The sequence below is a fragment of the Arthrobacter sp. ov118 genome, assembly GCF_900116495.1.
Classification (GTDB): Bacteria; Actinomycetota; Actinomycetes; order Actinomycetales; family Micrococcaceae; genus Arthrobacter.
The window spans coordinates 18,052-41,989 of sequence record NZ_FPAY01000005.1 but is presented as its reverse complement, the minus strand read 5'-3'; the positions used below and the strand labels follow the sequence as shown (position 1 = coordinate 41,989).

The following is a 23,938-nucleotide window of genomic DNA, read 5'->3' as shown; positions in this document are numbered from 1 at the left end:
CCGTGCATTTTCCCATGATCAGGGCACGGTCGAGCCTCCCGTTGGCGGTGCGCAGGGGATGCGGCCCCCTTCGGCAATTCTCACCCCCGGGTGATGATGTGTGCCTCCTGCGCCCGTGATGGACTTCAGTCCACAGTAGAGGGAGGACGCCATGTGCCGTTGGCTCGCGTATTCTGGTTCGCCGGTGAGGCTCGATGAGCTCTTGTACAAACCCGCCAACTCGCTTGTGATGCAGGGCAAGCACGCACGCCTGGGAGTTGAAACCACCAACGGGGACGGCTTCGGCGTCGGCTGGTACGGATCCGAGCCGTATCCCGGACTGTTCCACAGCACGGAGCCGGTCTGGCATGACCGCAACCTCCGCGAGCTGGCCGGCCAGGCCTCGGCGCGCCGCGTCTTCGCGCACATTCGTGCCTCGACCGGCTCGGCCGTTCAGCAGACCAACTGCCATCCGTTCCGCCACGGCAACTGGTTGTGGATGCACAACGGGCTCATCTCGGATTTTCCGGCGGTGAAGCGCGAATTGGCCATGGCCGTGGAGCCCTCGCTCTTTCCGGAGATCGAGGGGGCCACGGATTCGGAGCTGTTCTTCTTCCTCGCCCTCACCTTCGGGCTGGAGCAGGATCCGCGTTCGGGTGTCGCTGCCGCGGTGGGGCTCATCGAAGACGTCGGCCGGCGCAGCGGCATCGAGTTCCCGATTCAGATGACCGTGGCAACCACCGACGGCGACACCACTTGGGCGTTCCGCTACTCGAGTGAAGGCCGGTCGCGGTCGCTCTTCCACAGCACGGACGTATCGACCCTCCGCGTCCAATACCCCGACAACCCCATGCTTCACGAGCTTTCCGACGATGCCCGCCTGGTTGTCTCGGAACCGTTGGGGGATTTGCGCGGTGCGTGGCGGGAAATCCCGGAGTCTACGTGCGTGGTGGTGCATGGAGCCGGGGAAGATCTGTTCCCGTTCACGGCTACAGTGGCTTAGTGTCCCCGGGCAGGTTCCCGGGCAGCGGAGCCGTGGGATTCGGCTCTGCAGCGGGACCGCCCGCGGTTCGGGGCACGGCGCCGGACCCACTCATGGCCGGGTTGACGGGGGTGACGGGCTCGGCGCCGGGCCCACTGCCGGGCTCGCCGCCCGGGCCGGGAGCAAGGGCGGGGCGGCACAGCAGTTCGACCAGGAGAATGGCCAGCACAGCGAGCACCGCTGTCCAGATGGCGACGGCCGCCGTCGGGTACTGCCAAAGGATCAGGACCAGCGCAGCGATTCCGACGATGACGGCTTCCAGGATCCGCCGGTAGCGCGCCAGCCAGCGTTGCCACGGCCTGGCCTGACCGGCGCCGACTTTGCCGGTGATGTAGTCTCCCGCACTCGCCAGAGCGTGCCGGACATATTCCGCAGGGCGCGAGTGCCCGCTCAGAAATGCGGCCACGGCAATGAGGAGGCCCACGACGAACACGAGGCGCACGCTGGTGCGCAGAGGCACCAGGAGTGTCTCGACCAGGCTTTCCGCCGCCGCCGGAGAGACAGCATCCGGGGGGATGGAGTTCAGCAGGATACTCCGCCCGATGACAAGTGCCAGCGCCAGCAACGCCATGGCCACCGCCACGGCCAGACCGACGCCGCTGATGGTGCTCCGTTTCCTGCCCCCCGGGGCCACGGCAATGGCCCCTACGGCGCTAATCGCCGTCAGCCACCCCAACACTGGGGCCAACTGGTCAAGCGTCCTGATGGCGCTCGTGGCCCGGACCAGTTCAGGCGACTGGAACAGGGTGATCTGTGCGTCAATGTCCGGGATCCTCGCGGCGAGGCCGACCCCCTGCTCGACCAGGAGGGTCTTGACCCGGGCGACAATCTCTTTTGTTGAGATCGTCACTGTCCCGCTTTGGTCAATATTGACGGTGCCCCCGGCTGCGTTTCCCGTGGCTAGGTTCACCAGACCCTGATGCGCTACCCGGTTCACCTGGACCCAAAGACCCTGGAACTGCGGCGTGGCTACGAATTTGGCAACGGTGGAGTGGATGAGTGACCGGGTCTGCTCTGCAATCATCGGTGCAAGCCCGGTGATCACCGCAGCCACCCGTGGCGCCGTCTTGCTGAGTTCATTCAGCGCATCCTTGGTGATGGTCTGGAAGTCCACCGCTTCTGTGATCTGCTGGGTGACCTTGTCAGTGATCTCGGCCTGGATCGCCGGGTCCGACGCCAAGGGCGCCACTGTGGCCACGTAGTGATCGGTATCGATGACTTCGCTGCGCAGGTAGAGGGCCGGCACTGCAGCGCAGGCCAACACTCCCGTCAGGACCACCAGCACGATGGCCGCTATCCATCGACCCAGGCCTCGACGCCGTCCGGATGGCTTTGCGGGTGCCGCCCGGGCCCCGTCCCGCTCAAGCTGCAATCGGGCAACCTCTGCCCGTAGCCGCAGTATTTCTTCCTGTTCCCGGCTGTGAGGGCTCGGGGATTGATCCTGGAGGGACATGAGGACTGTTCCTGTTCCGGCTGTGGGCACTCATGGTCATTTTCATTGTGCCCTTGGTGTGCCGGGGCGGCCCCACCCACACTGGGTGATCTGTTCCGCCGTGCCACCGTTTATCGGAGCCCTAACCGAGCGGTTCGTCGAAGGCCTCATCCCTTTCCGGTTATGAGGCGGGGGAGGCGGACAAGCGGCTTAGCGGCCCAGGCGTCGGCCCGCCGCGAAGAAGGCCACTTTGGCGATCAACAGGAGTGCGCCCAGATCCGCAATCATTTGGACCGACACGACTGCCCGTGCGAGCTGGTTCGTCGGTGTGATGTCCCCAAACCCCACAGTGGCAAAGGTAGACGTGGTGAAATACAGGGCGTCTGTTCGGTCCAGAGGTTCGCTAAAGGACGAACGGTCCGTAATCGACATCGACGCGTAAAGCCAGGCGAAAAGGCACAGGAACATGAGAACGGATTCGACCACTACGCCGGCCGCCCGAAGCTGGGGAATGTGCGCAGTCAGTATCAAACGCAATTGAAAGGCAAGGCTAGCTAAAAAGACCAAGAGGATGGCCGCCAGCCGGATCCACGCGGCCGCAGGATCGTCTTTGAATCCACCTATGGGAACGAGGTAATAAAGGGCCAGGATTACGACCGTGAATGAGACCAGGCGCACCGTCGCGATGATAAGGACGTGCCTCCGGTCGGCCTTGCCGAGCTCATGGAGGAAAATTGCATCGGTGTGGCTGCCCCACTTCGTAGCCATGACTGATGATACCGCCGACCACGCAATTGGGGCCGCGCCGTATTTTGGGTGGTTTCATCGTCTTAAAAGCCGCACCACGGAGGAGGGCATAAGGGGTCTTTGCGCCCTGTTGGAGGCCTTTTTCGTCGGCCTAGCATGTGGAACGTGAGAGAGACGCAGAACGCCGGATGGGTGCCAGGTCCGCAGTTCAAGATCCGTCCACCTGTCCGCGGCCTCGGAGCGTTGGAGCGTCCGCGCCTGGAAAACGCATTGTCCGCGGCGGCCGATTCCCACCGCCTGACTCTTGTCGCGGCTCCGGCCGGCTATGGCAAGTCCACGTTCCTGGGCGACTGGGTCCGCAATTGTGATTTGCCCTGCGCGTGGCTGTCCCTCGACCGGTTCGATACTGAACCCGAACGGCTGTTTCACGGCGTAGTCAGTGCGATTCAGGCAGCGGCAAACAAGTTGCCGCTGCCTGGCAACGACTCGTTGCTGGCGCTCGACCAGGGCCTTGCCCACGGCCGGACGGCCTCCTACGACCTTCTTTTAGGGGCGCTCGAACACCTCACTGAGCCCATCGTCCTCGTGATCGACGACGTGCATTTAGCCGGGCCGGGGCTGGCCGACGGCATCGTCGGGGTGCTCGCCGCGTCCGCCCCGCCTCCGTTGCGGCTCGTCCTCTCGGGACGGGGCCACCCGTCCATCCAGCTCGAAAGGTTCCGGTATGGCGAGGGACTTGGCGAACTTGGCGCCGCCGAACTGGCCTTCACGCGGGAGGAAGTTGCCCAGTTCGCATATTCGCTGGGGCAGGACCCCGCGTTCGACGCCGGATCTCTTTGGAAGGCGACGGCGGGCTGGCCGGTGGCCGTGCACGCGAGCCTTGTGTCACTGGCCCAGTCCCGCAACGCCCCGCCCACAACGCCGATCGCCACGCCTGCGCACATTCCCCTTGCCGATTACGTCGCTGAAGAGATCCTCGACCAGCTCGACCCGTCGCTCGCGGAGTTCATCCTGCGGGCCACCACGTGCGACTGGCTCGGCCGCCGACTCGCCGTCGAACTCTACGGCCGGCCCAATGGCAGCGTGCTGCTTGAGGAATGCCTGCGCAACGGCCTCTTCATCGAAGAGCACGATTACCGCGGCGGTGAATCGATGTACCGCTGGCATTCGCTCTTCGCGGAGCAGTGCCGCCGAATCCAGGAGAGGCGGGACCCGCTTCTTGCCGAGCGCCTGCACCGCGTTGCGGCCCGGTACTACCAGGACGCCGACGTCGTGGAGGGCGTTGCCCAGACGCTGAAGGGGCGTGCACCCCGGCAGGCGGTGATGTCCCTCGGCGCCCACTGGCTCGAGTTCGTGCTCGGCAATGACGCCCAGACTTTGGAACGGCTGTGCCGGGACCTTCCCACGCCGTGGGGCGAGGACCCCGAAATTTTGATGATCCGGTCCGTCTGCCGTTCATTGGCTGGCGACAACGCCGCAGCCGACGAGCTCATCCGGAGGGCGCTGTCCCGGACCTTCGTACTGGATGCCACCCGCCGCCGGACGTTTGATGGCTACCGGACCCTGTTCGATCTGCTGCCTGCCGGTGGCCGCGCGGACCACCCCGCCACCCCGGGAGATGATGGCCGGACGACCGCCGACCTACCGGGCGGCCGCCGGTCCGCCCCCCGCTCGACGGGACTCTTCCTCCTTGCCCAGGCGGAGTTTCGGCTGCACCGCAGCGGCGAGCTCGCGACGGCCCTGCTGCAGGCAACCGGAGACATCGGCAACGCGGAGCAGCTGGATGCGTTGGACATCTGCGCCCACGCCGATCTCGCGTTGGCGTTCGCGGCCGCTGGTGGCTTGGCCGGAGCCGACGAGCACGCCACACAGGCGTTGGGGCGGGTTGAAGCGCTGGGCTGGGGTTCCCAGGAACGGCTGGCTCCGGCGTGGCTGGGGCGAGGCATTGCACGCTACTGGAACGACGAGCTGAAGGCTGCGCGTACTTGCCTCGCCAAAGCACAGAGGCTGGGTAGCGAGTTTTTCCCGTCCGGCCCGCTCAGCGCCATTTACCGCGTATTGGTTGATTGTGCCACCGGCGACCTGGCACGGCTTGCTGACTCTAGCGCGGCGCTCGAGGAGTTCCACGGGCGGGGGAAGTACGCCGTGTCGTGGAATGCACTGTACACCGTAGCCGTGGCGAAGGTGGCCGAAGCCAAGGGTGACCTGGAGGGCGCGCTGGGCATCATTCAACCGCTGGGTGCCGGCGGGCACGGGGCACTGGCTGACACGTTGCTGGCGGAATTGCTTCGCCGCGGCGGGGAAGCCACCACCGCCCAACGCTGTGCCGAGCTACTGACCGATCGTCGTCGGAACCCGTATATTGACACCTGTCTGAGCCTGACCGAGGCGCTCCTCGCGCACGGGGCGGGGGACACGGCGGCGGCACACGAGCGGCTTGAACACGCGGTGGAACGGGCCGAGCCCGCATCGATCCTCCGGCCCTTCGCCGAGCGGAGAGACGAACTGGCTGATCTGCTCGTGCAGCACGCTGTCTGGGGCACCGCACATGAATCCTTCATCGCAGCGCTGATGGCACGCGACACGCACGGCGGTCCCCGGCTCCGGGCGCAGTCCTACTGGAACCTGACTGAGCGTGAACGAGAGGTCCTTGCCTACATGCGCTCCATCATGACCGCGGCCGAAATTGCCGACGCGCTGTTCATTTCGGTGAACACTGTCAAGACCCACGAACGGTCGATCTACCGCAAGCTGGGCGCGGGAAGCCGGCGCGATGCCCTGAAGACCGCGGCCCGGCGCGGCATTGTCTGAAGCCCTGGACCGTGCAAAGGCGGCTCAGTTGTCGTTGGAAACCGATCCCAAAGAAGGTGGGGGAGCCGCATGAATTTCTGGGAGAGCTTCTGGGACATTCTGTGGTGGTTTTTCTGTGCGTTCGTGTTCCTTGCCTACTTGTTGGCGTTCTTCGCCGTGATTGGTGATATTTTCCGTGATCATAAGTTGGATGGGTGGTGGAAGGCGGTGTGGATTTTCTTTTTGATCTTCATTCCTTTCCTGTCCCTGCTGGTGTACTTGGCTGCCCGCGGTGAGGGAATGGCCTTGCGGTCCACGGGGAGCCAGAAGCCTCTGGCACCCCGAAACCGACGGTGAGAGCCTGGAACGATGACAAACGCGGATCCCTTTGTAATCGTGGTCGGGTTTGACGGCTCGAAACATTCGCACGACGCCCTGGAATGGGCCATCGAAGAGGCCCGGTACCGTGAGGCGGAACTGCGGGTCGTGACCGTCTGGAACAAAGCGCCGATGTCGTGGTACCCGGCTTTGCTGGAAACGGCGGCAGGGGAAGTCGTGGCGGAGGACTCCCCGGAGCGGCAAGCGGCGGCCCTCAGCGCGGCGGCGGCGAAGGCCGCGGCCGGCGTGAACGTCGTGACGCAGACGGTTAAGGATGATTCCGCAGCGTCAGCCATTCTCCGGGCCGCACGGGAAGCGGACCTAGTCATCCTGGGTAGCCGCGGTCACGGCGGCTTCGCCGGTCTGCACATCGGCTCGGTCTCCACCCAGGTCACCAGCCACTCGCCGTGCCCTGTCCTGGTGGTCCGTCCGAAAACCTCGGCGGCCCAACACTGACGGCCCAACACTGACAGGGCGCGCCGCCGGGCCTGTCAAGAGGTCCCGGCGACGGCGCACAGCCGTTGGTTCCTCGTCAGGCCGCCGGGACAGCCTGTGCGTGCGCGCGGCGGCCCAGCCAATATGCACTCGGCTTGGGTGTCCGCTGCTGGGTGACCCGGTCGACGGCGATCAGGCCGAACTTCGGCCCGTATCCAAAGACCCACTCGTAGTTGTCGAAGGCGGTCCAGGCGATGTAGCCGCGGACATCGATGCCGTCGGCGAGGCAGGAAGCGACACAATCCACCGCCACCCGTAGGTAGTCCACCCTCTGGGCATCATCTTCGGTGGCCAGGCCGTTTTCCGTGACGATCACCGGGATGCCGGCAATGCGGTGAGCCTCCCGGATAGTGGCCTCGAGGGCCTGCGGATAGATTTCCTCACCCATCTGGTTCGTCTCTACGCCTTCCGGGGCGGGGGCGTGGCCGTCGGGGCCGTAAACGGTGCGACCATAGGTCTGGATCCCCACAAAGTCGTCACCGCGGGAGGCCTCCAGGAAGCGCTCGTTGACGTCGCGGCGCACTTGGTCAGCAAGTTCCTGGCCGCCGTCGATGGACTGGATGTCCGAGTTGGCGAGGGTCCAGCCCACCAGAAGGTCCGGCCGGCGGGCTTTGATGGCGGCGGTGGCGGCGCGGTGTGCTGCCAGCTTTACATCGAACGCGGCCTCGGTTGAACAGAACTGGAAGGCAGCGACGGTGCTGGCATCCACGCCAAGGCGCTCGGCAGCTGCGGCCCATACCGGCACGGAGCCGCGGTCTTCCGGTGCTACGCCGCCGATGCCGAAGGACTCCAGCAGCCACGGCAGGTTCGGTTCATTCAAGGTGCAGGCGACGCCGATGAGGTCGCCCAGGTGCGCCATTACGCCGTCACAGTAGCGGGCAAAGAGTTCCGCCGTGCGCGGACCCTCCCAGCCGCCGACGGCGAGGAGCCATTGCGGTGAGCTGAAGTGGTGGAAGGTGACCACGGGGGTGAGGCCGTGCTCGTGGCAGGCCTCGAGCATGCGGCGGTAGTGGTCCAGCTCGGCCTGTGAGAAGAGTCCTTCCTCCGGCTCGATCCGCGCCCACTCGATCGAGAAGCGGTAGCTGGTGAACCCGAGGCTGGCGATCAGGGCAATGTCCTCGCGGTAGCGGTGGTAGTGGTCCACGGCGTCACCTGAAGGCTCGGAGAACATGCTGCCGGGGAGGTGCTCGAGGAACCAGGTGTCGCTGTTGACATTGCTTCCTTCGACCTGGTGTCCGGCGCTGGCGACACCCCAGAGGAAGTCCTGCGGGAACGGAAAAGTGCTGGTCATAGGGTTCCTTTCGTGAAGGGCACCCGGCTTGGGATGCCCTGGGCGTTGGCCCTTCATCGATTCTGCCCGCGTCAGTGACCGGCGCCACAATACTTTTTCAACCAATGAAATTCTGATGTGGGTGCCAATTGGGCGCGTCTGATGCTTGAAGGGAGCCGGCTACCTGCCGGGCCCCACAGACGTCCACTCCGTTGTCATAGAAGAATGCGAAGGCGCACTCATGAAACTTCTGACCTCCACCACACGCGGCGGCGCGGCCATTCTGGCCGGCGCCCTGCTGATGGGATCCCTGGCCGCCTGCGGCGGCGGCAGCCAGGCAGCCACCGTTGACAAAAGCACGCTGACGATCGCCGTAGAAAGCGACTCCGCTTCCTTCGGCTACGACCCCATCCGCGTTTCTGATGCGCAGCGCCAATTTATGGAGGGCTTGTACGACAACCTCATGACCCTTCAGCCGGATGGCTCCGTGGGGCCCGGCCTTGCTTCCGCTTTCGAATACAACGCTGACAGCACGGTGCTGACGCTGACCCTCAAGCAAGGCGTGACCTTCACGGACGGCTCCACGCTGGATGCAGCTTTGGTCAAGGCCAACTTCGACCGGCGCACCGACCCTGCCCTGAGCACTTACTCGGCCATTGCCAAGGGCGGCGCCCAGGAGATCACTAAAGTGGACGTGGTCAGCCCCACCAAGGTGGCCATTACCTTCGCGAAGCCCCAGCCCGGATTCGAAAAGAACCTCACCTCCACCATGGGCATGATTGTCGGCAAGGCCGGCATCGCGAACAGCGCCAGCCTGGCCACAGCCCCGGCCGGCTCAGGACCGTACACGCTGGACACCACTGCCTCCGTCAAGGGCAACAAGTACGTGATGGTGAAGAACGACAAGAGCCCTGATGCCGCCAAGTACGCCTACAACAAGATCGTCTTCAGCGTCATCCTTGACCCCCAGGCCCGGGCCAACGCCCTGGTTTCCGGCCAGGCCGACGTCGCGCAGTTGACCTCCCCGACCGTTGACTTCGCCAAGTCCAAGGGCGTGGGCGTGTCCCAGATCGGCGGCACTGTCCAGACCATGATCTCCTTCGACAAGACCGGCAAGACCGCACCCGCGTTTGCCAGCGAAAAAGTCCGCCAGGCCATCCAGCATGCCATCAACCGCAAGGCCCTCGTGGATGCGCTGCACAAGGGTGACGTCCCGGCCTGGAACGCTTTGCCGAAGGACTCCGCAGGCTTCAACCCGGAGCTGGAGACCACCTTCGCGTACGACCCGGCCAAGGCCAAGAGCCTCCTCGCCGAGGTCGGCTACCCGAACGGATTCGAGTTCACCATTATCGCCGGCGCCCAGACACAGACCGACCTGCAGGCAGTCCAGAAGGACCTGGCCGCCGTGGGCATCACCATGAAGGTGAAAATGGCGGCCTCCACCGACGAAGCGTTTGCCGCCGTCGCCACCACGCCGCTGGGGTACGCACCCTTGAGCTGGGACAACCCGATCGGCCTGATGTACGGGGCCATCCTCAGCGGCTTCACCAACGTCCAGAAGGCCACCGACGAGCAGTTGAGCGCCGCCACCGGTGAGATTGCCGCCGCCAAGGACGACGCCGCCAAGAAGGCAGCGCTGACCAAGCTGAACACCCGCCTGGTCGAATCCGGCTGGCTGGTCCCGCTGTACGAGTCCCTGACCAACCAGGGCTACAACACCAAGAAGGTCCAGGAAGTGAAGTTCGCAGGCACCAACGCCTACCCGCTGCTCTCCTCCTACGCACCGACCAGCTAATACCTGAACTTGCCGGACGGGTCCCCGAGAGGACCCGTCCGGCAAGTTCTGACCGATGGAGGTCATCATGGCACTATTCATCACCAAGCGCCTGCTCATGGCGCTAGCCACCGTGCTTGTGGTTGCGGTGCTGGCGTTCCTGCTGGTGCACGCAATGCCCGGCAGCCCGGGAGCTGTCTCGCTCGGCGCTGGCGCCTCCCAGGACGCCATCGATGCAGTCAACCAGCGACTCGGCTGGAACGACCCGCTCCTGGCCCAGTTCTTCCGCTGGCTGGGCGATGCCGTGCAGGGCAACCTGGGCGTCTCGCTCATCGACGGCCGTTCCGTGAGCGCCGACCTGGCCAACAGGCTTCCCGTCACGGCCGCGTTGGCAGCCGGCGCAACCGTGTTGAGTGCCGTCCTGGGGATCGGGCTGGGCGTCACCGCCGCAGTCCGCGGCGGTGTGGTGGACCGGGCCATCGGAGGATTCGTTGGACTCCTGGTGGCTTTGCCCGCCTTCTGGATTGGCGTCATCTTCGTCTACCTTTTCGCCGTTCAGGCCTCGGTGTTCCCGGCCACGGGCTACGTGCCGTTTGAAGTGTCACCACAGGACTGGGCGATGTCACTGGCATTGCCCGTCCTCACCCTGGCTGTCGGCGGCGCCGCGTTCATCGCCCGCCAGACCCGCGCCTCCATGTTGGAGGCCCTCCAGCAGGAACACATCCGGACGCTCCGGGCAACGGCCACGCCCACCTGGAAGATCCTCTATGTCCACGCCCTGCGCTATGCCAGCCTGCCTATCGTGGCTGGCATCGCCCTGCAGTTCATCGGTCTGTTCGGCGGCTCGGTCATCGCCGAGCAGCTCTTCGCCATGCCGGGCCTCGGCCAGGCAGTCCAGACCTCCGTCAGCACCCACGATGCCCCGGCCGTGCAGGGCGTGGTGGTGATCGCCACCGTCGTGGTGGTCGCCGTCAACCTGGTGCTGGAACTCGCCACCAAGTTCCTCGATCCGAAGTTGCGTGCCTCATGATTCCCTCAGTTGCCCCAGCACCGGCGGACCAAGCGGTGCCGGCCACCGCCGTCCAACCCAAATCCGGCGCGAAAGCGGCCATGACCCGCTTCGGTTCCCACCGGCTGTTCACCTCGCCCGGCGGTGTTGCCGGCCTCGTCTGGCTGGCCGCACTGATGGCCGCTTCGCTGACCGCACCGCTGTGGCTGCCCTTCAAAACGGAGGACCAGGACTTCACCGCCGTCCTTTCCGGCCCGACGGCCGCGCACTGGCTGGGCACTGACGAACTGGGCCGCGACATCCTCAGCCGCACGTTTGCGGCCGCGGCTGGCACCCTCGGAACGTCTATGATCACGGTGATCGTCGGCGTCGGCCTCGGCACTATTCTGGCCATGGTCGCAGCCGCCGGCGGTGACCGAACGGACGCAATCATCAGCCGGGCGACAGAGATCATGATGTCCCTTCCCGGGACGGTCATCATCCTCGCTGTCATTGGTGCCGTGGGAACGAACATCCCCGTTGTCATGGCCATCCTTGGCGTCCTGATTTCCGCCGGTATCTTCCGGGTCATCCTGGGCCAGGCGAAGTCGTTGCAGTCCCAGCTCTACGTTGACGCCGCCAAAGTGGACGGGGTCAGCCCGCTGGGCATCAGCATCCGGCACGTCCTCCCCGGCCTCACCAACACGATCGTGGTTCAGTGCGCGCTGATCTTCGCCGTGGGCATGCTTATCCAGGCGGGACTGGCCTTCATCGGCTTTGGGCCGCCCATTCCGGAGCCCAGCTGGGGCGGCATGATCCAGGGCGCCTCCCAGCACGTTTACGATGCCCCATGGCTTATGGTGCCCACTGGCGCCGTGCTGGCCCTGACTGTCCTCGCAGCCAACGCCGTCGGCAATGCGCTGGGCAAGGCCCCCAACACCACCGCCTCACACCTGCCCTCCGCCGCCGCCCGCCGGCAGCGGATGAAGTCAGTGAAGGCCGCCGTGGGCGCCACCGCATCGGCTCCCATCCCGTCGCAGGTCGTTTCCGCGAAGGGCCTGCTCAGCGTCCGCAACCTGTCCGTGGGCGTGGATCACGGCGTACGGCTGGTCACGGACATCTCCTTCGACGTCGAACCGGGAACCGTCCTGGGTCTGGTGGGCGAGTCCGGTTGCGGCAAGACCATGACCGCTCTTTCCCTCCTTGGCCTGCTGCCCTCGGGCGTGTCAGTTGCCGGCGGCCAGATCCTGTGGAACGGAACGAACCTCGCGGCCTCGACGGACAAGGACATGGAGGGCATCCGGGGACGCGAGATCGCCCTGATCTCGCAGGAGCCCATGAGGGCCCTGGATCCGATGTTCACCGTGGGCTACCAGCTCACGGCGGCCATCCGCCGGCTGCGCAAGGTGGGCAAGTCGGAAGCCCGCAAGGAAGCCTTCAGCCTGCTGGAGAAGGTAGGGATTGTTGATGCCCAGCGGATCCTGAAGACCTACCCGCACCAGATCAGCGGCGGCATGGCCCAGCGCGTGGCGATCGCCCTGGCACTCTCCGGACGGCCCAGACTGCTGGTGGCGGACGAACCCACCACCGCCCTGGACGTTACGGTCCAGGCCGAGATCCTGTCCCTGCTGCGGGCACTGGTGAAGGACACCGGCATGTCAGTGGTCATGGTGACCCATGACCTCGGCGTCGTCGCCGACATCTGCGATCAGGTGGCGGTGATGTACGCCGGGCAGGTGGTGGAGAACGGCAAAACCGCGGCCGTCCTGGATAACCCGCGCCATCCGTACACCCTGGCGCTGCTGGCGGCGGATCCCCACACCAACGCCGCCGAGGACATGCCTGAACGGCTGGCCACGATCAGCGGCCAGGTTCCGCAGCCCAAGGACTGGCCCACCGGCTGCCGCTTTGCGGCGCGCTGCCAGTTTGCCGGCTCCGCCTGCACGGTTCCCATCCCGCTGCTGCCTTCCGGGGCCAGCGACGGCCTGGTCCGCTGCGTGAAGGCTGACGAACTGGCCGTTGAGGGCCTGGAGTGGGTCGCGACTGAAGTCCCGACGCACCGGCTCTTGGAAATCGTTGAAAAGGATTTGGCATGAGCATCGAAACACCAGTACGCCAGGAATCGCCGTCGGCCCTCCCCACCAAACCCATGCTGGAGGTCAGGGATTTGGTGGTCCGCTACGGACGCGGCCGCAAGGCCGCTGCCGCACCGGCAGCCGTGGACGGTGTCAGCTTCACCATCCGCCCCGGCGAAACCGTCGGGCTGGTGGGGGAGTCAGGCTCCGGCAAGTCCACCATCGGCAAGGCCATCCTGGGCCTGCAGAACGTGTCCGGCGGCTCCATCACCTACCGGGGTGAGGACATCACCCACGCTGGTGCGGGCCGGCGTCGGGCTCTGGGCGGGGAACTGCGCGCTGTTTTCCAGGACCCGAATTCCTCGCTGAACCCACGCACCACCGTGGGTGCCTCCCTCATGGACCCGCTCCGTCTCCGCGGCGTGTCCGCCGCGGAGGCACGGGCGCGGGCCGAGGACATGCTGGAACGAGTGGGGCTGCCGCGGGAAGCTGTGGACCGCTATCCCAGCCAGTTCTCCGGCGGCCAGCGCCAGCGCATCTCGGTGGCACGCGCCCTGATCTGCGATCCGCAGCTGGTGGTCTGCGATGAAGCCGTCAGTGCCCTGGACCTCTCCACCCAGGCGCAGGTCCTGAATCTGCTGGCCGACCTGCGGGACGAGCGCGGGCTCAGCTACCTCTTCATCGCCCACGACATCGCCGTGGTCCAGTTCCTCGCGCAGCGGGTGGTGGTCCTGTACCGGGGCCAGGTCATGGAAAGCGGCCCGGCCGCCGCCGTCACGGAGAACCCCAAGCATCCCTTCACCCGAGCCCTCGTCGCGGCGTCACCCGTGCCGCGGCCCGCCGAGCAGGCCCAGCGCCGTGAAGCCCGCGAATCCCTCGGGGTGCGGACGGCCGCCGCCACGACCGCCTCGCCCGGTGGGTGCCCGTTTCGGCAGCGCTGCCCGCTTGCCACGGACCTTTGCCGCGACGAACGCCCCGCCCTGCGCCTTGTGGGCGAATCCGACGTCGCCTGCCACTACTCCTGACCAGGCCTCGACCTACGCAGCCCGGCCGCTACACAGCACGAACCGACCAACACAGCAGAAACGGAAGACCACTCCATGACTTTGGCACCCTGGCACGCCGCAATGATTTCACCCGACCAGGACTTCGACGGCGCCCCGCTGCTGCGCAAGGAGTTCGCCCTGGCGGAAGGCCACGGAGCCGTGGCAACGGCCACCTTGCGTGCCACCGCCTACGGCATCTACCAGGCGTTCATCAACGGGACGCCTGTGGGCGACGACGTCCTGAGCCCGGGCTGGAGCTCCTACGAATGGCGCCTGCGTTACCGCACCTACGACGTGACCGCCCTGCTGGAGTCGTCCACTGTGCTGGGTGTGGAGCTCGGCAACGGCTGGTACCGCGGACGCCTGGCCTGGCACGGCCTGTCCGGCCTGTACGGCAGTGAGCTGGGGTTCTTTGGCCAGCTGGACATCGAATACGCCGATGGCCACGTCCAGTCCGTAGCCTCGGACACCACGTGGCAGGCCGGCCCGTCGAGCACGATGGCCAACGACCTGTACGACGGGCAGACCATTGACGCCCGCCGGAATCCGGAGGGATGGGACAAGCCCGACTTCAATGCCGCCGTCTCAGTAGCCGCTGACTCTGCAGTCGCCGCTTGGTCGGGCGTCCACAAGCTGGAGTTCGACGTCGAACGGCTGGCGGAGCCGGTTGGCCCGCCGGTGGTGCGCGCCGACGTCGTCAAACCGGTGCAAATCCTGACCTCACCCAGCGGCAAGACCCTGGTGGACTTCGGCCAGAACCTGGTGGGCTGGCTGCGCTTCACCGTCCGCGGCAAGGCGGGGGCCGCGATCACCGTGCGGCACGCCGAGGTGCTCGAGGACGGCGAGCTGGGCACCCGCCCGCTGCGCACGGCCAAGGCCTCCGACACGTTCATCCTGTCCGGCGGGGAAGACTTTTTCGAACCCACGAAGACCTTCCACGGTTTCCGCTACGCCGAGATCTCCGGCTGGCCCGGAACGCTCACCCAGGGGTCGCTGGAAGCAGTGGTGGTGCATTCCGAGCTGGAACGCACCGGGGAATTCGAGTGCTCCAACCCGCTGGTGAACCAGCTGCACCGCAATATTGTCTGGGGACTCAAAGGCAACTTCCTGGACCTGCCCACCGACTGCCCGCAGCGCGACGAGCGGCTCGGCTGGACCGGGGACATCGCAGTGTTCGCCCCGACGGCCGCCTTCCTGTACGACGTCAAGGGCTTCCTGCAGGACTGGCTCCTGGACCTGGCCGCAGAGCAGGAAGCCGCCGACGGGCTGGTCCCCATCACCGTGCCCGATGCCTTGAAGTACTGCCCCGCGCCGCCCGGATTCCCGGAATTGGAATCCTCCGCCCTGTGGAGTGAGGCGTCCGTCTGGGTGCCCTGGGCACTCTGGGAGGCCTATGGCGATGACAGCGTCTTGCGGAACCAGTATGGCTCCATGTCCGCGCACACCCGGCGCGTGGAGGGCTTGCTCTCATCCACCGGTCTTTGGGACTCCGGCTTCCAGTTCGGCGACTGGCTGGACCCGGACGCCGCGCCGGACCAGCCGTGGGCCGCCAAGGCTGACACGGGCGTTGTGGCCACCGCCTGCCTGTACCGCACCGCCTCCATCACAGCCCAGACGGCCCGGCTCCTGGGGAAAACTGATGACGCCGAGCACTTCGAGCAGCTGGCGGCCCGGGTCCGGGCCGCCTTTGCCGAGCACTACGTCACCGCCGACGGCACCATCCACAGCGACTGCACCACCGTCTACGCCCTGGCCATCGCCTTCGACCTCCTGGAAACCAGCAGCCAGCGCGAGTTCGCCGGCAACCGCCTGGCGGCGCTGGTCCGGGACAATGACTACAGGGTGTCCACCGGCTTCGCGGGCACGCCGTTCATCACGGGTGCCCTCACGGACACAGGCCACGCGGACGAGGCGTACCGGCTACTCATGGAGGAAGGCTGCCCCTCCTGGCTTTACCCCGTGACCATGGGTGCGACCACCGTCTGGGAGCGCTGGGACTCCATGTTGCCGGACGGCACCATCAACTCCGGGGAGATGACCAGCTTCAACCACTACGCCCTGGGCGCGGTGGCCGACTGGATGCACAAGGTCATTGGCGGCATCCGGCCGTTGGCCCCAGGCTACGCCAAAGTGCTCATCGCGCCGCAGCCCGGAGAGGGCATCGACTGGGCGAAAACGTCGCTGAAAACTCCGCACGGCACCGTGCGCGTGGAATGGCGGCTCGACGGCGGCGCGCTCCAGGTCGAGGCGACCGTGCCGGAGGGCGTGGAGGCCGACATCGAACTTCCGGGCGGGGAGCGCCGCAGCGTGGGCGGCGGCATCCACAGCTTCGCTGGCGACTACGACGTTTTGGTGAGGTAGAGCCCATGAACTCCAACCCCATCCTCACAGGCTTCAACCCCGATCCGAGCATCGTCAGCACGCCAGACGGCTACTACATTGCCACCTCGTCGTTCGAATACCTTCCAGCGCTCCCCATCTATCACAGCAAGGACCTGGAAAGTTGGGAGCTCGTCGGTCACGTAGCGACGCGCGAGCATCAGGTCCAACTGGCCGAAGTGCCGACGCCCGGAGGAGTCTGGGCGCCGACCCTCAGATTTCGGGACGGTATGTTCTACCTGATTGTCTCGGTCTTCCTCGGGGGGCGGGGGTGCGTCCTGTTCACTTCAGCCGACCCCGCCGGGCCCTGGAGCGACGGGACCGTCATCGAGGCCGTCGACGGCATCGACCCCGATCTCGCCTGGGACGATGAGGGCGTCGCCTACGTTACGTTTGCCCGACACCCCGACGCGATCCAGCAGGTGCGGGTCGACCTTAGGACGGGAGAAGCGATCGAATCACCAAGGCCCCTTTGGTCCGGCAGTGGGCTGTACTCGCCCGAAGGGCCGCACCTTTACCGTCGTGGCGACTGGTGGTACCTTATTGCCGCCGAAGGCGGGACCGACCGAGGCCATGCCGTCACTGTTGCCCGCTCACGCCGACCCTACGGGCCCTTCGAGTCGGCACCGCACAACCCTATCCTCACCGCGGCCGGGACAGGCGCACCAGTCCAGAACACCGGACACGCAGACCTGTTCGAACGTTCCGACGGCGGGACAGCCATGACCCTTCTTGGCGTACGTCCAGTGGGCCTCACCCAGGCGTTCTCACCCCTGGGCCGGGAGACGTTCCTGACCACGGTGGACTGGGTCGATGGCTGGCCTCATCCTCATTTGCCGCAGCTGGCCGGCGCGCGTACGGAACAGGTTGAGTACGACTTCAGCAACGGCGCGGGCCTGGAAGATCCCGCCTGGATCGCTGTGCGCAGAATGCCTTCGGAATTTGCAGCAGCCACACCCGCGGGTCTTGTCATCAGGGGAGAGGGCAACCCGCTGAGTTCACGCCGGCCCAGCTTTCTCGCCCAGCGGCAGCGCCACCTCGGCGTCGAATGCCGGGTGGTCCTCGACGTCGGCTCCGGCACTGGCGGGATCGCCGTGCGCAACGCCGAGGACAACTGGTTCGGCATCGAAGCCAAACAGGATGGGGACGCGATCAGGGTCACCGCCCGCGCTGTAGTCGCCAGTTTTGAAAGCGCCTGGGAGGCCATCGTTTCCCCCGGTGACATTGAGCTGGAGATCCTCACGACACCTCCCTCGCGGGACTTCAGCGCTGGCGCCGTCGGCGGCGACAGAATCCGCCTCCTCGTACGGGCCGCAGGGCCCGAAGATAGCGCGGAAAGCGTGTTGCTTACCGAACTCGACGGAAGGCACTGGGCATTTGAAACTGCCAAGGCGTTTACGGGCCGGGCCTTCGGCGTCTACGCCGTCGAAGGCGAAGTCCTGATACGGCGTCTGCGCTACAGCGGTAAGGACGGACCGGCCGAGCCGGCCAGCTGATGCCCGAATGGGGGTGAGGTCGGCCTGGTCCGCGACCGTTGAGCCTACTCCTTCGAGTGCGTGCGCACGCCTGTACTCACCTCCGCCAGGTAACCCAGGTTGCGGGATACCGCCCGGGCGGATGCCCGGACTGCCGGGGCCAGGACGTTCGCCGGGGTGGAGCCGTCTGGAACCACGATGGACAGGGCGGCCACCACCGACCCCTGGGCGTCGAAGATGGGCGACGCCACGGACACGGTCCGTGACGGGACGGAACGGCGGATCATCGCGATGCCGGTCCGCCGCACGTCGGAGAGGGTCCGCCTGATCTGGCCCTCCGGCAGGTGGTCCACCCCCGGTTCGTTCTCCGGGGGTTTCCGAAGGATGGTCTCCTGGAACTGCTGGTCCGCACCCGCCAGCAGCACCAGCCCGATGGCGGTGGACCGCAGCGGCGCCCGGCCGCCCACCCGGTAGGCCACTTCCGTGGCGTCCTTCGAGGACAGCCGCTCGATCAGCACAGCCTGTTCGTTGTCCCGGACGGCCAGCAGGACGTGGTGCCGGGTGACCTCGAACAGGTCCTCAAGGTAGGGGAGCGCGATTTCGCGCACCCCGTGGCCGCGGGGCGAGAGTGACGCGACCTCCCAGAGCCGGACCCCCACCACGTACCGCCCGTCTTCCAGCCTTTCCAGCGCTCCCCAGGCCACCAGCCGGGCAATCAACCGCAGCGCCGTGGGGGCAGGCATGTCCGCGTATCTCGCCATTTCGGACAGGGTGAGCGCCCGGCGGCGGTCGGAGAAAACGGCCAGCAGGCTGAGCGCCCGGTCAATGACGGGCTCGCCCTGCTTGGGCCGCTTGCCACGGGCGGGTGCGGCGTCCCTGTCTGCTTGGACAGTCATGGCAGAACAGTCATGGCATTGGTTCCTTGCCGTCGAATCGATTCAATGGTGAGCTACCCGACAATACTATTTCAACCAATGAAAGACCCGTGTTACGGCCGACGGCCGGAAACGATGCTGGAAGTTCAGGTAACCAACCTTCAGGAGTCCGCCGTATGACCTCCACGAGCTTTGACGCCGACGTCGAAGAAGCCATCCTCGCCCTTCCGCTGGAAGACAAGGTAACCGCGGCGCCGGTCGCCCGCCTTGTCAGCGGGATTGGGGTCAGCGGGATTGGGGTCAGCGGGATTGGGGTCAGCGGGATTGGGGTCAGTGAGATTGGGGTCGGCGGGCTTCGGGTCAGCGGGATTTCCCCGCAGGGGGCGTCTGCATGACGGCGCCAACCCGCCTCCGCGCCGAACACCTGCGGGAAGCTCTCGGGGTCACCACCGCCGAACCGCGGCTGGGCTGGACGCCGCCGCAAGGCACCGTCCGGCAGACGGCCTACCAGTTGAAAGCCAGCAACGGCTGGGACACCGGCCGGGTGGAGTCCGCCGCGCACGGCGGCATCCCCTACAGCGGCCCGGCACTCTCCTCCCGCGACCGGTTCGAATGGCAGGTCCGCACGTGGAACACTGGCACTTCGAACACCGGCGCCTCGAACACCGGCGCCTTCGGCACCGAAAGCGTGTCCGGCTGGTCCGAGGCCATGACGGTCGAGATGGGACTCCTGCAGCCCTCCGACTGGACCGCCCAGTGGATCGGCCCCGATGAGCCAGTTGTTCCGGTCCCCGGTGAGCGTCCCGGCTACGCACTTCACACCACCTTCACCCTGGATGCCGCCGCCGACTCGGCCCGGACCTATGCCACGGCCCACGGGATCTACGAACTGTTCCTCAACGGCCAGCGCGTGGGGGACCAGCAGCTCACCCCGGGTTCCACCAGCTACCACACCACCCTGCAGGTCCAGATGTACGACGTCACGGCCCTGCTGCAACCGGGCAGCAACACGATCCGCGCCGTCCTCACGGACGGCTGGTACCGCGGCACTTTCGGGTACACGCGCGACGCCGACATGTACGGGACGCACACGGCGTTTCTGGCGCAGCTGGAGGTGCAGGCCGGAAATGGGCGGACGGTTGTTATCGGCACCGATGCGTCCTGGTCCGTGTCGCCGACGGAAATCGTCAGCGCCGACCTCATGGCCGGCCAGCGGGTCGACTTCCGGGTGCCGGAGGCCGGGGCACGCAAGGCGAGCGCCGCCGTCGTACGCCATTGCAGCCTTGCAACCCTGACCGGACCGGTGGCGCCGCCCACGCGGGTGGTGGCCGAACTCGTACCGGTTTCCGTCCGGCGCCTGGCCAACGGCAACCAGGTGGTGGACTTCGGCCAGAACATCCATGGCTGGGTGCGGCTGACCAGGCTCGGGGCACCGGGCGAGACCGTCACCCTTGTGTACGGCGAGGCCGTGGACGCCGCCGGGGACGTGACCCAGGACCACCTGCGTCCGCACGATTTCCGCCACCCGGGCCAGTTCCTGGGCGCAGGGCAGGTTGACTCGGTGGTGGCCTCCGGCGCGCCGGGCGAGGTCTTCGAGCCCCGGCACACCACGCACGGTTTCCGGTATGTGTCGGTGCAGGGCATCGCCGCGGATCTGCAGCCTGCCGACATCGCGGGCTGCCTGGTCCATACCGATCTGGACCGCATCGGCTCCTTCACCTGCAGCGACGAACGGCTCAACAAGCTGCAGGGGATCGTCGAGTGGAGCTTCCGGGACAACGCCTGCGAGGTCCCCACCGACTGCCCGCAGCGGGAGAAGGCCGGCTGGACCGGAGACTGGCAGCTGTTCGCGCCCACAGCGGCGTACCTTTTCGACGTGCCTGGATTCTCGCGGAAGTGGCTCAAGGACGTCCGTGCGGACCAGTGGGAGAACGGCGTCATCGCCAACATCTCGCCGTCGCCCGGCCCGGAGACCACGGCCGCGGACTTCATGGCCTTCGTCAACGGGTCCGCTGGCTGGGGCGACGCCATCGTGATGGTGCCGTGGGAGCTGTACCTGGCCACGGGGGACATCGGGATCCTCGCCGAAAACTGGGAGGCGATGAACCGCTGGCTCGGCTTTGTCCGGACCACCGCGGAGTCCCGGCGGCATGCTTCCCGCGCAGCCGCCAGCCCGGTTCCGGTCCCGCATGAAAAGTACCTTTGGGACACCGGGTTCCACTGGGGGGAATGGATGGAGCCTGACGGGCCCGAGCCGGATCTGTTTGCCGCCCGCGCCGCCGACCACGGCATTGTGGCCACCGCCTACTACCGCAGCACGACGGCGATCATGGCACGGATCGCGGGCGCCTTGGGACTTCCGGAGGACGCGCTGGCGCTGGAGGAACTCTCGGCCAACGTCCGGCAGGCCTGGGAGAGGGAATACCTGGACTCTCACGGACGGGTCACCGAGCCCAGCCAGGCCAACTGCGTCCGCGCCCTGGCATTCGATCTGGTCAGCCCGGAAGCCCGCGCAACCGTCACCGGGCAGCTGGTCTCACTGATCAGGGCCGCCGGGACCCACGTGGGCACCGGCTTCCTGTCCACGCCGTATCTGCTGCCGGTCCTGGCTGAGCACGGCGAGGAGGACCTGGCGTATGAGCTCCTCATGCAGGATTCGGAGCCGTCCTGGCTGGTCATGGTGGACCGCGGCGCCACCACCATGTGGGAGCTGTGGAACGGGCTGGACCGCGACGGCAACCCGCACCAGTCCCTGAACCACTACAGCAAGGGCGCGGTGGTCTCCTTCCTGCACCGCTACACGGCCGGGCTCCGGCAGGCGCCCGGCAGTGCGGGGTATGAGCGGATCATCATCGAACCCCGTCCCGGCGCCGGCCTGACATCGGCCGGCACAACGCACCGCGGCCCGCAAGGCGTTATCGACGTGCAGTGGATTATTGACGACGGCGTGCTGACGCTCAATGCCGCCGTGCCTCCCGGCACCACCGCGGAAGTCCGCCTGCCCGGCGAGCCCGCCGCCGTCGTCGGCCCCGGAACCTACACGTTCTCCGCCGCACCGTCCGCGGACCGCGCAGGCAACACAGTCCCTTTCCCTGCCCTCGCAAGGAGCACGCCATGACAGTGAACGAAGCCGCCGACGTCCTGAACGCTATCTCAGCGCCGGACCCTGCCTGGGTGAAAGACCTAGGGCGGCCCGGCGGGGTGGAGGTGCCGCCGTTTCCCGCCTTCGACGCCCCAGGCGTCCCCGAACAGGTCTCGGACGTCTCCGCCGTGCACCGCGAACTCAGCTACGCCCGCGCCATCGGCTTCCGGCCGCTGAAAATGGATATCTGGCTTCCCCGCCGGGCAACCGAGCCAGTTCCGCTGGTGCTATGGGTCCACGGCGGCGCCTTCCAGCTGGGGGACCGCCGCGAACTGCCGCCAACGTTCGCACCGGAATCGGTCTTCCGACTCCTGAACGAGGCGGGCATCGCCTGTGCCACAGTCGATTACCGGCTTTCCCTCGAGGCCCCTTTCCCGGCGCAGCTGCACGACCTGAAAGCCGCGGTCCGTTACCTTCGCGAATTCGCTGACGTCCTCGGCATCGACGCCGGCCGGATCGGAGCCTGGGGCGAATCTGCCGGCGGCCACCTCGTCGCACTGCTGGGGCTGACCGGAAAGCGGGAGGACCTGGACGGCGGACTCGGCGCGCAGGGGCACTCGAGCGCCGTCAGCGCCGTCGTCGACTTCTACGGCGTGTCCTCACTGGTGGATATCCCGCCCATGAGCACCCCGGCCGGGTTGTTCCCGGCCGCGCTGATGGCGGCAGTCCCCGCGGGGATGTCCCTTCAGCCCGAACACATGCTGGTGGGTGGCTCCGACGAGCCGGTGCTGCTGGCGGCAGCGAGCCCCGTCAGCTACGTGACGGCTGACGCACCGCCGTTCCTGTTGATCCACGGCGACAGCGACGGGCTGGTGCCGCACACCCAGACCGACCTCCTGGCAGCGGCGCTCGCCGACGCCGGCGTGGAGCACGAGGTGGTCACCATCGAGGGCGGCGACCACTGCTTCTTCGGCGCAGAAGAGCAGATGGACACCATCCTTGCCACCGCTGTCGCGTACTTCTCCCGGAAACTTGGCCGGCCGTGACATCCCGGCAGGGCGGGCGTTCCGCTTCCGCTGCAGAGGGGGGAGCGGCACCGGATGCGGGTTTTGCCCAGCACCTGGCGGCGCCGGAGGGCCCGCAGACGCTGACCCCGGGGCAGGCCACGCCCGTGGGACCGGACGTCCCCCTCCGCATGGTCACGGCCGTTGGCCGGCACGGGCCGGTGCGGATCCGCATCTACGGCGAAGCCGCCGCTCCGGCCGGGTCCGCTCCGGCCGGGCCCGGACTGGTCTGGCTGCACGGCGGGGGCTTCGTCAGCGGCGGGCTGGACATGCCCGAATCGGACTATCTGGCCCGGGTGCTGGCAGAGGCCGGAACGCCCGTGCTGTCCGTGGAATACCACCTCGCCCGGGACGGGGTCTGCTTCCCGGTTCCGCACGACGACGCCCTCACCGCCTGGTTCTGGGCCCGTCGGAACGCCGCGGGCCTGGGGCTGGACCCGGACCTGCTCTGCTTGGGCGGGGCAGGTGCTGGCGGCAACCTCGCCGTGGGCGCCACCCTGTACCTGATCGACGCCGGAAAGCCGCTGCCGGCGAAACTTCTGCTGGCCTATCCGTTCCTGCACGCCGAGCTTCCGCCGCCCGCGGAGGGGTTGGATGAGGACGTGATGGCCATGCTGCCGCGTCATCTCCGGTTCACCCTGGAGGACTGCCTGCGGAACGCGGAGAACTATGTGGGCGGACCCGTGGGGATGGCGTCGTCCTACGCAATGCCCGGTTACGCCGACCCGTCGGGTCTGCCGCCCACCGCCATCATCGCCTGCGAGTACGACGACGTGCGCGGCTCCGCCGAGCTCTTCGCCTCGAACCTGCAGCGGGCCGGCGTCCCGGTGTCGTACTTCCTCGCGGAAGGCGCCGTTCACGGGCATCTGAACCACGCCGCCGGAAGCCCGGAGGCACAACCGACCCTGGATTTTCTGGCCGGGGAGTTGGCCTCGGTAAAGACGCCGTAAGCTCTCCCGGACCAGGTGCACGACGACTATGAGTGGGCCTCCGCCTTTTCACCGCTTCGGCCGGTGTAGAGCCCGCTCAGCAGATCAATGACCTTCT

At 66.8% G+C, this 23,938-nt stretch carries 17 protein-coding genes and 1 pseudogene; 14 read left to right on the top strand and 4 right to left on the bottom strand.

Annotated elements, in window-relative coordinates:
* Positions 1-151: 151 nt before the first annotated feature.
* The gene (locus tag BM372_RS11175) at positions 152-982 is read left to right on the top strand and encodes a class II glutamine amidotransferase (protein ID WP_090955202.1); all 831 of its coding nucleotides are present in this window, start codon (positions 152-154) and stop codon (positions 980-982) included.
* On the opposite strand, the gene BM372_RS11170 is transcribed toward BM372_RS11175, so the two are convergent.
* Positions 969-2,306, bottom strand: coding sequence for a hypothetical protein (locus tag BM372_RS11170; protein ID WP_090955200.1), 1,338 nt, complete (start codon positions 2,304-2,306; stop codon positions 969-971). The two genes, BM372_RS11175 and BM372_RS11170, sit on opposite strands and share 14 nt — an antisense overlap.
* Positions 2,307-2,663: 357 nt before the next feature.
* Positions 2,664-3,221 carry a potassium channel family protein gene (locus BM372_RS11165; RefSeq protein WP_090955198.1) on the bottom strand — a complete coding sequence of 186 codons (558 nt, stop codon included), beginning with the start codon at positions 3,219-3,221 and terminating at the stop codon, positions 2,664-2,666.
* A 144-nt stretch (positions 3,222-3,365) separates the two neighbouring features.
* Between BM372_RS11165 and BM372_RS11160 the strand changes: the two genes are divergently transcribed.
* The 3 genes and pseudogenes from BM372_RS11160 (at position 3,366) to BM372_RS11150 (ending at position 6,824) form a co-directional block, all read left to right on the top strand.
* A complete protein-coding gene (locus BM372_RS11160; protein WP_177235970.1) occupies positions 3,366-6,011 on the top strand; it encodes a helix-turn-helix transcriptional regulator in 2,646 nt (881 codons plus the stop codon).
* 69 nt (positions 6,012-6,080) lie between these two features.
* Positions 6,081-6,314: pseudogene (locus BM372_RS11155) on the top strand (hypothetical protein); the annotation flags it as partial.
* A 45-nt stretch (positions 6,315-6,359) separates the two neighbouring features.
* Positions 6,360-6,824 (top strand): universal stress protein, encoded by a 465-nt coding sequence (locus BM372_RS11150; RefSeq protein WP_090955194.1) that lies wholly within the window; start codon positions 6,360-6,362, stop codon positions 6,822-6,824.
* Between the two features lie 76 nt (positions 6,825-6,900).
* Here BM372_RS11150 and BM372_RS11145 read toward each other — a convergent pair whose 3' ends face one another.
* Positions 6,901-8,154 (bottom strand): glycoside hydrolase family 1 protein, encoded by a 1,254-nt coding sequence (locus BM372_RS11145; protein WP_090955192.1) that lies wholly within the window; start codon positions 8,152-8,154, stop codon positions 6,901-6,903.
* A gap of 220 nt (positions 8,155-8,374) precedes the next feature.
* Between BM372_RS11145 and BM372_RS11140 the strand changes: the two genes are divergently transcribed.
* From BM372_RS11140 to BM372_RS11115, 6 genes are all read left to right on the top strand, one after another.
* Complete coding sequence (locus BM372_RS11140) at positions 8,375-9,928, top strand: ABC transporter substrate-binding protein (RefSeq protein WP_090955190.1); 1,554 nt, start codon at positions 8,375-8,377, stop codon at positions 9,926-9,928.
* Positions 9,929-9,983: 55 nt separating this feature from the next.
* Positions 9,984-10,937 (top strand): ABC transporter permease, encoded by a 954-nt coding sequence (locus tag BM372_RS11135; protein ID WP_090955188.1) that lies wholly within the window; start codon positions 9,984-9,986, stop codon positions 10,935-10,937.
* Positions 10,934-12,991: a dipeptide/oligopeptide/nickel ABC transporter permease/ATP-binding protein gene (locus BM372_RS11130; protein WP_090955186.1), complete on the top strand. Its 2,058-nt coding sequence runs from the start codon at positions 10,934-10,936 to the stop codon at positions 12,989-12,991. The genes BM372_RS11135 and BM372_RS11130 overlap by 4 nt, the downstream gene beginning before the upstream one ends.
* Positions 12,988-13,995: an oligopeptide/dipeptide ABC transporter ATP-binding protein gene (locus BM372_RS11125; protein WP_090955183.1), complete on the top strand. Its 1,008-nt coding sequence runs from the start codon at positions 12,988-12,990 to the stop codon at positions 13,993-13,995. The genes BM372_RS11130 and BM372_RS11125 overlap by 4 nt, the downstream gene beginning before the upstream one ends.
* A gap of 75 nt (positions 13,996-14,070) precedes the next feature.
* Positions 14,071-16,377 carry a family 78 glycoside hydrolase catalytic domain gene (locus tag BM372_RS11120; RefSeq protein ID WP_090955181.1) on the top strand — a complete coding sequence of 769 codons (2,307 nt, stop codon included), beginning with the start codon at positions 14,071-14,073 and terminating at the stop codon, positions 16,375-16,377.
* Between the two features lie 5 nt (positions 16,378-16,382).
* Positions 16,383-17,891, top strand: a complete 1,509-nt coding sequence (locus BM372_RS11115; protein ID WP_090955179.1) for a glycoside hydrolase family 43 protein — start codon at positions 16,383-16,385, stop codon at positions 17,889-17,891.
* A gap of 44 nt (positions 17,892-17,935) precedes the next feature.
* Here the strand turns inward: BM372_RS11115 and BM372_RS11110 are convergent, their stop codons facing one another.
* Entirely contained in the window at positions 17,936-18,766 is an 831-nt protein-coding gene (locus BM372_RS11110) for an IclR family transcriptional regulator (RefSeq protein ID WP_090955177.1), read from the bottom strand.
* A gap of 155 nt (positions 18,767-18,921) precedes the next feature.
* Between BM372_RS11110 and BM372_RS20675 the strand changes: the two genes are divergently transcribed.
* Genes BM372_RS20675 through BM372_RS11090 form a run of 4 tightly spaced genes read left to right on the top strand, consistent with a single transcriptional unit; the run spans position 18,922 to position 23,841 of the window.
* Entirely contained in the window at positions 18,922-19,140 is a 219-nt protein-coding gene (locus BM372_RS20675) for a hypothetical protein (RefSeq protein WP_177235969.1), read from the top strand.
* Entirely contained in the window at positions 19,137-21,863 is a 2,727-nt protein-coding gene (locus tag BM372_RS11100; RefSeq protein WP_090955173.1) for an alpha-L-rhamnosidase, read from the top strand. The genes BM372_RS20675 and BM372_RS11100 overlap by 4 nt, the downstream gene beginning before the upstream one ends.
* Entirely contained in the window at positions 21,860-22,873 is a 1,014-nt protein-coding gene (locus BM372_RS11095; RefSeq protein ID WP_090955171.1) for an alpha/beta hydrolase, read from the top strand. Before BM372_RS11100 ends, BM372_RS11095 begins: the two co-directional genes overlap by 4 nt.
* Positions 22,870-23,841: an alpha/beta hydrolase gene (locus BM372_RS11090; RefSeq protein ID WP_090955169.1), complete on the top strand. Its 972-nt coding sequence runs from the start codon at positions 22,870-22,872 to the stop codon at positions 23,839-23,841. The genes BM372_RS11095 and BM372_RS11090 overlap by 4 nt, the downstream gene beginning before the upstream one ends.
* The last annotated feature ends 97 nt before the right edge of the window (positions 23,842-23,938 follow it).